11 protein-coding genes are annotated in these 13,555 nt (G+C 55.1%); 10 read left to right on the forward strand and 1 reads right to left on the reverse strand.

Annotated features, from left to right (window positions below; all coding sequences use genetic code 11):
* Positions 1 to 43 precede the first annotated feature (43 nt).
* From argJ to argH, 6 genes are all read left to right on the forward strand, one after another.
* Positions 44 to 1,270 carry a bifunctional glutamate N-acetyltransferase/amino-acid acetyltransferase ArgJ gene (gene argJ, locus ABC395_RS00650; protein WP_413000166.1) on the forward strand — a complete coding sequence of 409 codons (1,227 nt, stop codon included), beginning with the start codon at positions 44 to 46 and terminating at the stop codon, positions 1,268 to 1,270.
* A gap of 45 nt (positions 1,271 to 1,315) precedes the next feature.
* On the forward strand, positions 1,316 to 2,101 hold the full coding sequence (gene argB / locus ABC395_RS00655) for an acetylglutamate kinase (protein WP_413000167.1): 786 nt from the start codon (positions 1,316 to 1,318) through the stop codon (positions 2,099 to 2,101).
* A 41-nt stretch (positions 2,102 to 2,142) separates the two neighbouring features.
* Positions 2,143 to 3,333 carry an acetylornithine transaminase gene (gene argD, locus ABC395_RS00660; protein ID WP_413000168.1) on the forward strand — a complete coding sequence of 397 codons (1,191 nt, stop codon included), beginning with the start codon at positions 2,143 to 2,145 and terminating at the stop codon, positions 3,331 to 3,333.
* 66 nt (positions 3,334 to 3,399) lie between these two features.
* Positions 3,400 to 4,356, forward strand: a complete 957-nt coding sequence (gene argF / locus ABC395_RS00665) for an ornithine carbamoyltransferase (RefSeq protein ID WP_413000169.1) — start codon at positions 3,400 to 3,402, stop codon at positions 4,354 to 4,356.
* Positions 4,357 to 4,388: 32 nt separating this feature from the next.
* Positions 4,389 to 5,627, forward strand: a complete 1,239-nt coding sequence (locus tag ABC395_RS00670) for an argininosuccinate synthase (RefSeq protein WP_103996858.1) — start codon at positions 4,389 to 4,391, stop codon at positions 5,625 to 5,627.
* 100 nt (positions 5,628 to 5,727) lie between these two features.
* Positions 5,728 to 7,143, forward strand: coding sequence for an argininosuccinate lyase (gene argH / locus ABC395_RS00675; RefSeq protein ID WP_413000170.1), 1,416 nt, complete (start codon positions 5,728 to 5,730; stop codon positions 7,141 to 7,143).
* Positions 7,144 to 7,270: 127 nt separating this feature from the next.
* Here the strand turns inward: argH and ABC395_RS00680 are convergent, their stop codons facing one another.
* Positions 7,271 to 8,713: a VanW family protein gene (locus ABC395_RS00680; RefSeq protein ID WP_413000171.1), complete on the reverse strand. Its 1,443-nt coding sequence runs from the start codon at positions 8,711 to 8,713 to the stop codon at positions 7,271 to 7,273.
* A gap of 258 nt (positions 8,714 to 8,971) precedes the next feature.
* Here ABC395_RS00680 and ftsE point away from each other — a divergent pair, with 258 nt between their 5' ends.
* The 4 genes from ftsE to ABC395_RS00700 all read left to right on the forward strand — a co-directional run bounded on the left by ftsE (position 8,972) and on the right by ABC395_RS00700 (position 13,422).
* Complete coding sequence (ftsE, locus tag ABC395_RS00685; RefSeq protein WP_413000172.1) at positions 8,972 to 9,658, forward strand: cell division ATP-binding protein FtsE; 687 nt, start codon at positions 8,972 to 8,974, stop codon at positions 9,656 to 9,658.
* Positions 9,648 to 10,565 (forward strand): permease-like cell division protein FtsX, encoded by a 918-nt coding sequence (ftsX, locus tag ABC395_RS00690; RefSeq protein ID WP_413000173.1) that lies wholly within the window; start codon positions 9,648 to 9,650, stop codon positions 10,563 to 10,565. The genes ftsE and ftsX overlap by 11 nt, the downstream gene beginning before the upstream one ends.
* Before the next feature lie 44 nt (positions 10,566 to 10,609).
* Entirely contained in the window at positions 10,610 to 11,872 is a 1,263-nt protein-coding gene (locus ABC395_RS00695; RefSeq protein ID WP_413000174.1) for a murein hydrolase activator EnvC family protein, read from the forward strand.
* A gap of 95 nt (positions 11,873 to 11,967) precedes the next feature.
* Positions 11,968 to 13,422, forward strand: a complete 1,455-nt coding sequence (locus ABC395_RS00700; RefSeq protein WP_413000175.1) for a S41 family peptidase — start codon at positions 11,968 to 11,970, stop codon at positions 13,420 to 13,422.
* Positions 13,423 to 13,555 lie beyond the last annotated feature (133 nt).

Below are 13,555 nucleotides of genomic sequence, written 5' to 3' on the forward strand. Positions count from 1 at the left end.
TTAGATCTCAGGGATAATGGAAAAAAAGGACAGGTGAGCATCCATGACGCTGCTAGGCCGTTTTACCGTCGTGCCGGATGGCACGGTGACTACACCTCAAGGCTTCCGCGCTGGCGGCCTGCATTGCGGGTTGAAGAAAACTGAGCGCAACGATCTCGGGGCGATCGTATGCGACGTCCCTGCGGCCGTTGCCGCAGTTTACACGCTGAACGCGTTCCAGGCCGCGCCGCTTCGCGTGACGCAGGAGAGCATTGCCGCTGGGGGCAGGCTCCAGGCCATGCTCGTCAACAGCGGCAACGCCAACGCGTGCACGGGCGAGCAGGGGCTCGCGGATGCGCGTGCCATGCGTGATACCCTGGCACGCCGTCTCGGAATCGCCGAGGAGCTGGTCGGCGTCACCTCGACAGGCGTCATCGGCGAACTGCTGCCGATGACCAAAGTGCTCGCCGGCATAGAAGCGCTGCCGGAGAAGGTTCACGCCGCAGGCGGAGAAGACTTTTCCCAGGCGATTCTGACGACGGACCTGGTGAAGAAAGTCATCTGCGTGCGTGTAAACATCGGCGGGCGCGAGGTGCACATCGCCGGAGCGGCCAAAGGTTCGGGGATGATTCATCCGAACATGGCGACGATGCTCGGTTTTGTCACCACCGACGCGAACATTGAGAGCAAGCACCTGCAGCGGCTGCTTGGCGAAGCGACCGATTCCACCTTCAACATGATTACGGTGGACGGCGATACCAGCACGAACGACATGGTCGTCGTGATGGCCAGCGGTCTGGCCGGCGGGGATGCGCTTCAGCCCGGCCATGCGGACTGGGATGACTTCGCTTCCGCATTCCGCTACGTATCGGAGCATCTGGCGAAAGCGATCGCCAGAGACGGCGAAGGAGCAACGAAGCTCATCGAAGTCAACGTGCACGGAGCCGTTTCACAGGAGGCCGCACGCGCGATCGCCAAGACCGTCATAGGCTCCAGCCTTGTGAAGACGGCGTGCTTCGGAGCGGACGCCAACTGGGGACGCATTATTGCGGCCGTCGGACGCGCGGGCCAGCCGGTGAACACGGAGACGGTGGATGTAAGTCTTGGAGGAATCACCGTTCTGAAGCAGTCCAGACCGGTCGCGTTTGACGAGGACCGGGCGGAGGCTTATCTAAAAGGAGATATCGTGCAGATAGACGTGCACTTAAATATGGGAGAGAGCGGCGCGACCGCTTGGGGCTGCGATTTGACCTATGATTACGTCCGAATCAACGCGGCATACCGGACGTAGGCCGTCAGGACCCGCTTGGGAAGACGAACGGAGGCAAGGGGAGACATGGACAGTTTTGTAATGAAGTGCGGCGGGAGTACATTAGCCGCACTGCCGGATTCTTTTTTCACCGATTTAAAGCAGCTTCAGGACCGCGGCATCGTGCCCGTCATCGTGCATGGCGGCGGGCCTGCCATATCCGAGACGCTGAATCAGCTTAGCATCGCGAGTGAGTTCGTGGGCGGTCTCCGCAAAACAAGCGAGGCTGTCCTGGACGTCGTCGAAATGGTGCTGGCCGGGCGGATCAACAAAGAAATCGTCAGACGCATTCAACTGTCGGGAGGTAAGGCTCTGGGACTGTCCGGAGTGGACGGACGCCTGATTACGGCCCATCCGGTGGCAAACGCCACCGAAGTAGGACTTGTCGGCGACGTGACCGATGTGAACGCGGAGCTGATTCAAGGCGTGGTCGCGATGGGTTATATGCCCGTTATTGCTCCGATCGGCCTCGGCGCCGACGGCAGCCAGCGGTATAACATCAATGCCGACACGGCGGCGGGCGCGGTCGCATCGCGGACCGGTACGGACCGGCTGATCGTCGTGACCGATGTGCCCGGTATTATGAAGGCGGAGGACGGCGTGAAGCGGGTGCTTCCGACCGTCACCATTGCCGATATCGAAGCGATGATCGAGACCGGAGATATTTACGGGGGCATGATCCCTAAAGTGAGGGCGGCGATCCAGTGCATCCAGGGGGACGTACGGGAAGTCGTGATCGTGGACGGTTCCGTCCCGGGCATTCTCAGCAGCGTTCTGGACGGATCACAGGCCGGGACCCGGATTATCCGCTAGCGGCAACTATCTTGAACAATTAAACGATGGGAGTGAAGAACATGGTTCAGCAGGCAAGCAGTTTGTTTCCGACGTATGCCCGGTTTCCGATCACACTGGTAAAGGGAGAAGGCAGCCGATTGTGGGACGACCAGGGCAAGGAGTACATTGATCTGATGGCCGGTCTTGCCGTTACGAATTTAGGGCATGCTCCGGCGGTTATCAAAGAGAAGCTTGTGGCGCAGCTTGACCAGCTCTGGCACGTGTCCAATCTGTTCCACATTCCGAACCAGGAAAAGCTGGCAAAGCTGCTGACCGATAACAGCTGTGCGGACGCCGTGTTCTTCTGCTCGACCGGTGCCGAAGCCAACGAGGCGGCCATCAAGCTTGCGCGCCGTTATGCTCAGAAAGTGCTTGGCGAGAACCGTTACGAGATCATCACGTTCCAGCAGTCGTTCCACGGCCGTACGCTGGCTACCCTGACGGCAACCGGACAAGAGAAGGTCCAGGAAGGCTTCCACCCGCTTCCCGGAGGTTTTGTCTATGCCGAGTATAACGACCTTGCTTCCGTCGAAAAGCTGATCAGCGAGCGCACGTGCGCCGTTATGCTGGAAATGGTTCAAGCCGAAGGCGGCGTAATCCCGGCGGATCCCGCTTTCGTAAAGGCCTTGGCTGAACTTTGCAAGGAACGCGGCCTGCTTCTTATCGTCGATGAAATTCAGACCGGTATGGGCCGCACCGGCAAGCTGTTCGCCTATGAGCACTACGGCATCGAGCCGGATATCTTTACGCTGGCCAAAGGTCTAGGCAGCGGCTTTCCGATCGGAGCCATGCTGGGTAACGCCAAAGTGGCGCCGGCTTTCTCCGCAGGCTCCCACGGCAGCACATTCGGGGGGACGCCTATCGCGACGGCAGCGGCCATCGCGACAGTGGAGTATATGGTGAGCGAGCAAATTCCTCAGCGTGCGGCGGAACTGGGCGAATGGACGGTTAAAACGCTTCGCGAAAAGCTTGCGGATAACCCGCTCGTTGAAGAAGTACGCGGCGAAGGGCTTTTGATCGGTATCGTTTGCAAGCAGCCCGCAGCGGAGTTGATAGCCGAAATTCACGAGGCGGGTATTCTGGTCGTATCGGCCGGCCCGAAAGTGGTGCGTCTGCTGCCGAGCCTCGTTATTCCGAAAGAAGATTTGCAGAAGGGCCTGGACGTCGTTTGCGATGTGCTGGCAAGAAAAGCCTCTGCTTTAGTACAATAGACAAGAAGGTCGTCCGCAGCCCTGCGGACGCTCCGACATTTTGCAGGAAAGAAAGGACGGATTCCCATGTCCAGCACGGTACAGGAAGAATTGCAGCAGCAGCTTAAGGGAAGAGATTTTCTGGGGCTGGTCGATTACACAACCGCGGAGCTTAACCACCTGATCACTCTGGCCCGCGATCTGAAGGCCAAGCAAAAGGCCGGCGAAGCCCACCAGCTTCTCAAAGGCAAGACGCTCGGCATGATTTTCGAGAAATCGTCCACGCGGACGCGTGTTTCTTTTGAAGTGGGGATGTTTCAGCTCGGGGGTCAAGCCCTGTTCCTCAGCAAAAATGACATCCAGCTCGGACGCGGAGAAACGGTTTCCGACACGGCGCAGACTTTGTCCCGCTATCTGGACGGCATCATGATCCGTACGTTCGCCCACCGCAACGTGGTCGATCTGGCGCGTGCCGCGACCATTCCGGTTATTAACGGATTGACGGACTTTTCTCATCCTTGTCAGGCATTGACCGATTATATGACGATTCAGGAGCATAAAGGCCGCCTGGAAGGGCTTAAAATCGCTTATATCGGCGACGGCAACAATATGGTCCACTCCCTGCTTGTCGGAGCGGCCAAACTAGGCCTGAATATCACGGTCGCTTCTCCGGAAGGATATACGCCGGATGAAGAGCTTGTCCGCAGCAGCAGGGAGTTTGCTTCCCAATCGGGCGGCTCCGTGCTGGTTACTCAGGATCCGAAGGAAGCGGTGGCGGATGCGGACGTGATTTATACGGACGTGTGGGCGAGCATGGGCTTCGAAGCGGAGCAGCAGGAGCGCGAGCGTGCTTTCAGCGGCTACCAGGTGAATGAGGAGCTTGCCCGCTACGCGAAGAAGGATTATCTCTTCCTGCACTGTCTCCCGGCACATAGGGGAGAAGAAGTCAGCGAAGGCGTGATCGACGGACCGAATTCGTTCGTATTCGATCAGGCGGAAAACCGTCTTCACGCGCAGAAAGCCGTTATGGCTTCGATTATGTAACTAAAATTATGGCAGCAAAGGTGAGGGAAAACATGGCTAAAGAAAAAATCGTGCTGGCCTACTCGGGCGGTTTGGATACGTCCGTTATTCTGGCTTGGCTTAAAGAAACATATGATGCTGAAATTATCGCATTTACAGCCGACATCGGGCAGAAGGACGAACTTGACGGTCTGGAAGAAAAAGCGCTGGCAACCGGCGCCAGCAAGGTCTACATCGATGATCTCCGCGAAGAATTCGCAAGCGACTTCATCTACCCGATGTTCCAGTCCGGCGCGCTCTACGAAGGGCAGTACCTGCTCGGTACGAGCATCGCTCGCCCGCTGATCGCCAAGCGCATGGTCGAGATCGCCCGCGCCGAAGGCGCTACGGCCATTGCACACGGCGCAACCGGCAAAGGGAACGACCAGGTTCGCTTTGAGCTGACGGCCGCTGCGCTTGCGCCGGAAATCAGCGTAATCGCCCCATGGCGCCTGGAAGCGTTCCGGGAGCAGTTCCCGGGCCGCGCCGAGATGATCGCATATGCCGAGAAGCACGGCATTCAGGTGCAGGCGACCGCGTCGAAGCCATATTCGACGGACCGCAACCTGCTGCACATCTCTTTCGAGAGCGGCATGCTCGAGGATCCTTGGTTCGACGCAAGCGCCGACTCCAACCGCGATATGTACGTGCTCAGCGTATCTCCGGAAGATGCGCCGGATCAGCCTGAGTACATCGAGCTAGAATTTGAGCAGGGTAACGCGGTAGCTATCAACGGCGAGAAGCTGAACCCGCTGCAAATGATGGAGACGCTCAATGAACTGGGCGGCAAGCACGGCATCGGCCGTATCGACATGGTCGAGAACCGCTTCGTGGGCATGAAGAGCCGCGGCGTATACGAGACGCCGGGCGGCACGATTCTGTTTGCGGCTCACCGCCGTATCGAATCGCTGACGATGGACCGTGAAGTCATGCATCTGCGCGATTCCCTGATCTCCAAATACAGCACACTCGTATACAACGGGTTCTGGTTTGCACCGGAACGTCTGGCCATTCAGGCGCTTGTAACCGAGAGCCAGAAAAACGTAACGGGCACGGTCCGCATGAAACTGTACAAAGGCAACGTGATCGCGGCGGGCGTGAAGAGCCCCGTCAGCTTGTACAACCCGAATATCGCAACCATGGAAGCTGACCCGACTCAAGCTTACGATCAGGGCGATGCGGCCGGTTTCATCCGTCTCAACGCGCTGCGTCTGAAAGTAAGCTCCGGCGTAGAGCAGCAGTCCGGGAAATAAGCGGGAAACCAATCGTTTGTTTATATACCTGTGAAACAGGAAACGGGGAACGGGCCGCAAGCGGCCCGTTGTTCCGTTGAAATCGAAGGAGGCAGCAGCCGTGTCGAAATTATGGGGCGGCCGGTTTACGAAGCAAACCGACCAATTAGTAGAAGAATACACAGCTTCCATCACGTTCGATAAAGAACTGGCGGAAGAAGACATTCAGGGCAGTCTGGCTCATGTGACTATGCTCGGCAAATGCGGCATCCTGCCTCAAGAGGATGTCGAAACGATCAAGGACGGTCTTAACCGCGTACTTGGCATGATCCGCCGCGGTGAGCTGGAATACACGATCGCCAATGAAGACATTCATATGAATATCGAGAAAACGCTGATCGACGAGATCGGACCGGTAGGCGGCAAGCTGCATACGGGCCGCAGCCGTAACGATCAGGTGGCGACCGACATGCACCTCTATCTGCGCGGGCGCGTGGTGGAATTCGTCAGCCTGCTCCAGAAGCTGCAGGAGGCACTTCTGACTCAGGCCAAGGCTAACCTGGATACAATCGTGCCGGGGTACACGCATCTCCAGCGTGCGCAGCCGATTTTGTTCGCTCATCATCTGATGGCTTACGTATCGATGTTCCAGCGTGATATCGAGCGCCTTCAGGACAGCTACAAGCGGATCAACGTTTTGCCGCTGGGCGCAGGCGCGCTTGCGGGAACCACGTTCCCGATCGACCGTCATTTCGTGGCGGAACAGCTTGGCTTCGAAGGAGTGTATGAGAATAGTCTGGACGCGGTCAGCGACCGTGACTTTATTCTGGAGTTCCTGGCTAATGCTTCCTTCATCATGATGCACCTGTCCCGTTTCTGCGAGGAGCTGGTGATGTGGTCCAGCACCGAATTCAACTTCGTCGAATTGGACGATGCGTTCTGTACGGGCAGCTCTATCATGCCGCAGAAGAAAAACCCGGATGTCGCCGAGCTTGTCCGCGGCAAAACCGGCCGTGTGTACGGCAACCTGTTCGGTCTCATGACGGTTCTCAAAGCGCTTCCGCTGGCCTATAACAAGGACATGCAGGAAGACAAAGAAGGCATGCTGGACACGGTCCGCACCCTTCAAGGGGCCCTGCAGCTTTTCGCGCCGATGATCTCCACGATGAAAGTAAACAAAGCCCGCATGCGCCAGGCGGTGAATCAGGATTTCTCCAACGCCACGGATATTGCGGACTATCTCGTTAACAAAGGACTGCCGTTCCGCCAGGCTCACGAAGTGATCGGCAAGACGGTCCTCTACTGCATCCAAGAGGGCAAATTCCTGCTCGATCTGTCCATGGAAGAGTTCAACAAGTTCTCCGAACTGTTCGGTGACGACATTTATGAAGTGCTTCAGCCGGAGCAGGTGGTTAATGCCCGCAACGTATACGGAGGCACGGCAAGCAGCCAAGTAGTGGGAGCTATTTCTCGTGCGGAGAAGGCGCTGGAAGTAACTGTAAGCTGGGTTGACAGCAAGATCGATAAAAGTAAATAATGGGGAAATAACCGAAAGGCTCATGAAATTCATGCGTTTGGCCGTTGTGCCGCGCACGGGTTATTCAGGGCCTTTCCTGTTTCGCCCTGTCCCTCTTTAGCCGGGTGGGAAGGCTGTCCTGCAGGCGCTAAGGTGTCTTGCCGATCCGGGTGACTCCGTCTTCAATGACGTTATTTTGCGGAGGAGCGGGTTCTGCAGGCGGCTTGAGTACGCCCGTATTTGAGGCGACGACTCTCGCTTGCGGAGTATAGCGGTCTCTGGAAATTTTTTCACGGGAGACTTCTCGGCCGCCCTGCTTTTTTATCCGGTAGGTATCGACCACAAACCCTTGTTTGCCGGGACTTAGCTCCACCTGTTCACCGGTTTTTAAACCGGGGTTGTGCACGTATTTGACGGGTGGTTGAATGGTCTCGACGGTATTCGACATAATTTCGTACGTCGTATCCGAGGGAATGCTTCCGAATAGTTTAATAGTCAGCGCCGTATCCGACATTTGCGTTCGGATAAGGAGGTGGGCTTTTGTGTCGTTTCGGAAGCGAAAATTGATGAAACCTGTCGAAAAGGTGGCATCTTGCCCCAGAGGGGCGTAGCTGATCGGCAGGGAGTGATTTCTTCGTTCGACAATCTCCAGACCGGCCCGCAGAACAGCACTGTAGAGTGTGGTGGAAACTTGGCAAATTCCGCCCCCTACACCGGGAACAAGCTTGCCGTTAAGAATAACGGGAGCTTCCCGGAAGCCGAATTTAATGCCGGTCTGTTCAATAATAGGGGCGTAATCGAATATTTCGCCCGGTTTTAGGATGACTTCATGGAGCGTCGCTGCGGTCGAACGCACGTTATGCTTGCGTCCCGGCGACGATTGGTTAAGCGGAGTCGAAAACTGCGTGAGAAGCCGGTCCACATGCTGGTCCCGCAGCATTTTTTCCGTCACCTCGGGTTCTTGCAGCCGAAAAGGAACTTGTATCGAAAGCGGATTCTCGGCCCGTTTCGGATCTATGCGCCGGATCTGCCGCTCTATGTCCGCCTTTAAGCCCGAAGCGTCAATGCGGAGAGCAGGTTGTCCCGCTTTATACTGCACGCGGTCATCGGGCGTAACGATACGTTGAGCGGAAACGGGCTGTACCGCATAAAGTTCCGGCCACAGGCTTTGCAGCTTCTTGTCGAGCCGGTCCGCTTCTATGGACAAGCCGATTTTCGCCTCGTAATGGCGTAATTTCCAGCGGCTGCGCGCGCGATCCAGCACATTTCCTTCCGTAAGTTCACGGAGGAGGTCTTGTATCTCGCGGTCGTCTACATGCAGCCCCAGATCCTGAAGCTTCTGAGAACGGGAGGGAATCTCCTTACGGTCGGAAACAAGCTGTACGGGAACGGAATTCAGAAGCGCGACCTGGCGGCTCAACTGCTGAGGAAAATCGGCGTAAGCCATTCCGCCGACCTTCCATCCCGAGACGGAGAATTGCTCCGGAAAAGCCGGACGCGAGCCGTAAAAGGCAATGGAACCCAGCCCTATGACGGCTGCCAGCGGCAGGACGATGGCCATTGTCGTTAGCACACGCTTAACTGGCTTCATAAGTGAACTCCTTCGAAGAATTTGGCGCACTGACACTTTGGACTCAAGTTGAACTTGAACATTCAGACGGATGCCTGTTCTACATGTCTATGGATTCATCGGACAAATATGCCTGAGTCGAAAAGAGGGAAAACCCCAACAAAATTCGCGTCCGTTGTGAAAAGATGTTGAATATTCCCTTTTTTAAAAGGAATTTTAAGATGGCTGTCGAACTTGTATGAGCTAGGATCAATCCGCCGTTAACAGGAAGTGATGATTTTGATCGAAATGCAGGATGTCTGGAAAACGTATCCTAACGGAACTCATGCGCTGCGGGGGATCGACGTTAAGGTCGACCGCAACGAATTCGTTTATATTGTCGGGCCCTCCGGCGCCGGTAAATCTACTTTTATGAAGATGATCTATCGGGAAGAAAGACCTACAAAAGGGCAAATATTCGTGAACGGGTTTAACATCGAGAAGCTTAAACAGCGGAAAATCCCCTATGTGCGCCGCAACATCGGCGTTATTTTTCAGGATTACCGGCTGCTGCCGAAGATGACCGTCTATGAAAATATTTCTTTCGCAATGGAAGTTATCGAGGCGCCGAAGAAGCTGATCAAAAAGCGCACGATGGAAGTGCTCGATCTCGTGCACTTGAAGGATAAGGCCAACTCCTTGCCGGGACAGCTCTCGGGCGGAGAGCAACAGAGGATTGCAATTGCCCGGGCAATAGTGAACAACCCGGCCGTGATTGTCGCCGATGAGCCGACAGGTAACCTGGACCCCGAAACCTCATGGGGAATCATGAAGCTTCTGGAAGAAATCAATTTCCGTGGAACGACGATCATGATGGCGACCCACAACAAAGAAATCGTCAACACGATGCGCAAGCGCGTTATCGCTATCGAGAACGGGATTATCGCCCGTGACGAGCTGCGAGGTGAGTACGGCTATGAAGAGTAGGACAATGGCCCGCCATTTGCGGGAAGGTTTTCGCAATATCATTCGCAACGGATGGATGACCTTCGCGTCGATCAGTTCCATCACCATTTCGCTTTTTATACTTGGCTTATTCCTGCTGCTGTCATTAAACGTGAACTACGTGGCAGATCAAATAGAAAAGCAAGTCGAAATCCGCGTGTACATGGATTTGAATATCACCGAAGAGCAGACGAATCAGCTGAAACAGGAGCTGAACGCTCTTCCGGAAGTTCAGAAGGTTACTTTCGTCTCGAAGGAGCAGGGGCTTGAAGATCTCCGGAACCGGCTGGGGGAAGAAGGCAAGGGTTTCCTGGAAGGTTTCGAAGGCGACGAGAACCCGCTGCCTCCCGCTTTCAAAGTAGAGGTTAAAGACCCCCGGCAAGTCGCGGGAGTTGCAGATAAAATCAATGGGCTTAACGAAGGCAAGGAACCGAAGCCGATCGGCAGCGTGAAGTATGGCCAAGGCACGGTTGAGAACATGTTCAAAATCACGCAAATCGTCCGCAACGTCGGACTCGTTCTTGTAGCTCTGCTCGCTTTTACATCCGTATTTCTGATTGCCAACACCATCAAGCTCACCATTGTCGCCAGACGCAGAGAGATCTCGATCATGAAGCTGGTGGGCGCAACGAACGCTTTTATCCGCTGGCCGTTCTTTATCGAAGGGGCGCTGCTTGGAATCGGCGGTTCCGCCATACCGGTGGCCGTGCTCCTGTACGGATACAACAAGCTGGTGGAGTCGAGCAAGTCGGACCTGAGTATGGTCTTTATCAAATTAAAGCCTTTTGCCGAAGTCAGTTATGTCATTGCCGGACTGCTGTTATGCCTTGGTTTCCTTATCGGAATTTGGGGCAGCATCATCTCCGTGCGCAAGTTTCTCAAAGTGTAGACGTGAATGGGCGCATGCACAATGTGTAAGAGGAGGATCAACACTTGAAGAAAAGACTCATGCCTTTAGTGGTTGCACTCGGAATCTCGACAACATTGCTGCCGTATGCGGTGGCCAACGGGGCTTCCAACTCGGCCAAAATCGATCAGGAAATTTCGAATATGAAGAAAATGAAGTCCGCTGCCGAACAGAAGGCGAAGGACGTCCAAAATCAGCTTACACAGGTTCAGCAGGAAAAACAGGAAACCGCCAAGGATATCGAAACCTTGATGGATCAGCTCGACAGCGCGACAGCCAAGCTTTCCGGCTTGAACGTGCAGATCGAGAATACGACCGGAGATCTCGAAGAGAATGCCAAGCAGTTGGACGAAGCGGAGAAGCGGGTTGAAACCCGTGACGAGCTTTTGAAGAAGCGCATGCGCATTATGTATGAGAACGGTTCGGTGTCTTATCTGGAAGTCGTTCTGAACTCTACCAGCTTCTCGGACTTTATCGACCGGATGTCGGCGCTGAAATCTATCGTCGGCCAGGATAAAGAGATTCTGGAAGCAAACAAGAAAGACCGGGCGCTTGTAGCCGAAAAGAAACAGCAGATCGAGAAGCAGCTCGCTTATGTAAAAAATCTGTACGCACAGACGGAAGATCTTAAACAGGATCTCCTCGTCAAGGAAAAAGCAAAAGAAGTAAAAATCGCATCCTTGTCCGCCGAACAGCAGCACCTGGAGGAAATCAGCAGCGATCAGGAACAGGCGATTATGGAATATGCGAGGAAAGAATCCCAGCTTCAAGCGAAGAAAGCGGCCGATGCCAAGGCAGCAGCGGCAGCCGCTGCGGCTGCGGCGGCAGCGAAGAACTCTTCGTCGTTCGGAAGCTCGGGCAGCGGCGGCGGTCCCGCAGCGGGTTCCGGCGGCAGCATGGGGTATCCGCTTCCGAAGAGAGTCTCGCTGTCTTCGGGTTACGGAGGCCGTGTAGATCCGATCAACGGTTCGTTCGCCGGTCATACGGGAATTGATATGCCATCTCCGCAAGGCACCGATATTTATGCGGCGGAGTCCGGCACCGTACTGGTTGCTTCCGAGTGGAGCGGCTACGGCAACTGTGTCATTATCGACCACGGGGGCGGCGTTTGGACCCTCTACGGACATATACGTAACGGAGGCATTAAGGTTTCCAAAGGACAATCCGTAAAACGCGGAGAGAAAATCGCGGAGGTCGGTTCCACGGGAAGATCAACCGGGAATCACTTGCATTTCGAAGTCCGGATCAATTCGAAACCGGTCAATCCGTCCAGCTATATCGGCTATTAATGTTTTCGGCGACTGGCACTCATAAATTGGAAGAGCTTGTCATACACTAGCAAGAGCAGCTCATAAGGGTGCAAGTACAAAGGTGGTGAACGGCAGTGCAATTCAAAGGGCGTACGGTGATCGCATTCGTTCTGCTGGGGATGTTCGCAAGCAGCATTCTGACGCTGACCTTTACGGGCAGAAATTTGCTGCCCCTTGGTAGCAATTCCGTCGGAGCTTCGGCAACCGCAGGAAGTTCGGGACTCAGCAGTCAGGACGTCGGCAAAATTGCAAAGACGTACCAACTGATCGAGAACAAGTATTTGAACAAGGTCGATCACGACAAAATCATGAACGGCGCCATCAACGGAATGCTGGAGTCGCTTGAAGACCCGTATACCGTGTATATGGATTCCAATGAAGCGAAGCAGTTCAGCGAAAGCATCAATTCCTCGTTCGAGGGAATCGGAGCCGAGGTTACATCGGAGGACGGCAAAATCAAGGTGGTATCTCCGATCAAAGGATCGCCGGCCGAGAAAGCCGGAATTATGGCCAACGATGTAATCGTATCCGTTAACGGCGAAAAATTGGACGGGCTGACCGTTAATCAGGCGGTTGTCAAAATCCGCGGTCAGAAGGGCACTCAGGCCAAATTGGAGATTTTACGCCAAGGTTCGACGGAATCGGTTCAAGTGATTGTAGTCCGTGACGAAATCGACATTGAGACGGTTTTCGGCGAAATGCTCGAAGGCGGTATCGGCAAAATCGAAATCCGCCAGTTTTCGGCAAACACCGCGGAACATTTCCAGGAAGAGCTGAAAAAGCTGGAGACGCAGGGAATGAAGGGGCTCGTGATCGACGTCCGGAACGATCCAGGCGGGCTTCTCAACGTTGTGATAGATATTGTCGAGCCGTTTGTGCCGAAAGGCAAACCGATCGTCCAGATCGAAAACCGGGAAGGCAAACGGGAAGCGACGACATCCAAGGACGGCAGCAAGAAATATCCGGTTGTCGTGCTCACGAATAAGGGAAGCGCCAGCGCTTCCGAGATTCTGGCCGGCGCTTTCAAAGAGGCGGTCGGCAGCAAGACCGTCGGCGAGACTACGTTCGGCAAAGGCACCGTGCAGGAAACGTATGTCAAGGAAATGGGAGACGGCAGCAATATCAAAATGACCGTCTACAAGTGGCTGACCCCGGACGGCAACTGGATTCACAAGAAGGGGATCGAACCGGATATCGCGGTCGAGCAGCCGGCATTCTTCAAAGCGTCGATTCTGTCCAAGAAAGATACTTTGAAGCCGGACAGCAACAGCGACGATGTGAAAAACCTGCAGCTGATGCTGACCGGCGTAGGGTATGAACCGGGCCGGACCGACGGCTACTACAGCAGCAAAACGGCGGATGCCGTCAAGGCGTTCCAGAAGAGCAGCGGCCTGCCCGTAACCGGCAATGTGGATACGGCGACCGCCAAGAAGCTGGAAAGTGCCGTTCTGGAAGCCGTTAAGCTTCCGAAAAACGACAACCAGCTGAAAGCGGCCGTTAAAGAGCTGCAAACCCAGCTTTCGAAATAAAAGAAGGACGGCAGGACTTTACGCGCTCGGCGCGGGTCCCGCCGTCCTCTTCTTTTTGCCAATTGCGTGGGGACGGAAGGAAATGAAGGGGGCGGGTCGAATGTATATACTGAGTCGGACCTTCGGATTTTTG

Origin of the sequence: Paenibacillus canaveralius (genome assembly GCF_047238265.1) — a bacterium.
Lineage (GTDB): Bacteria > Bacillota > Bacilli > Paenibacillales > NBRC-103111 > Paenibacillus_F.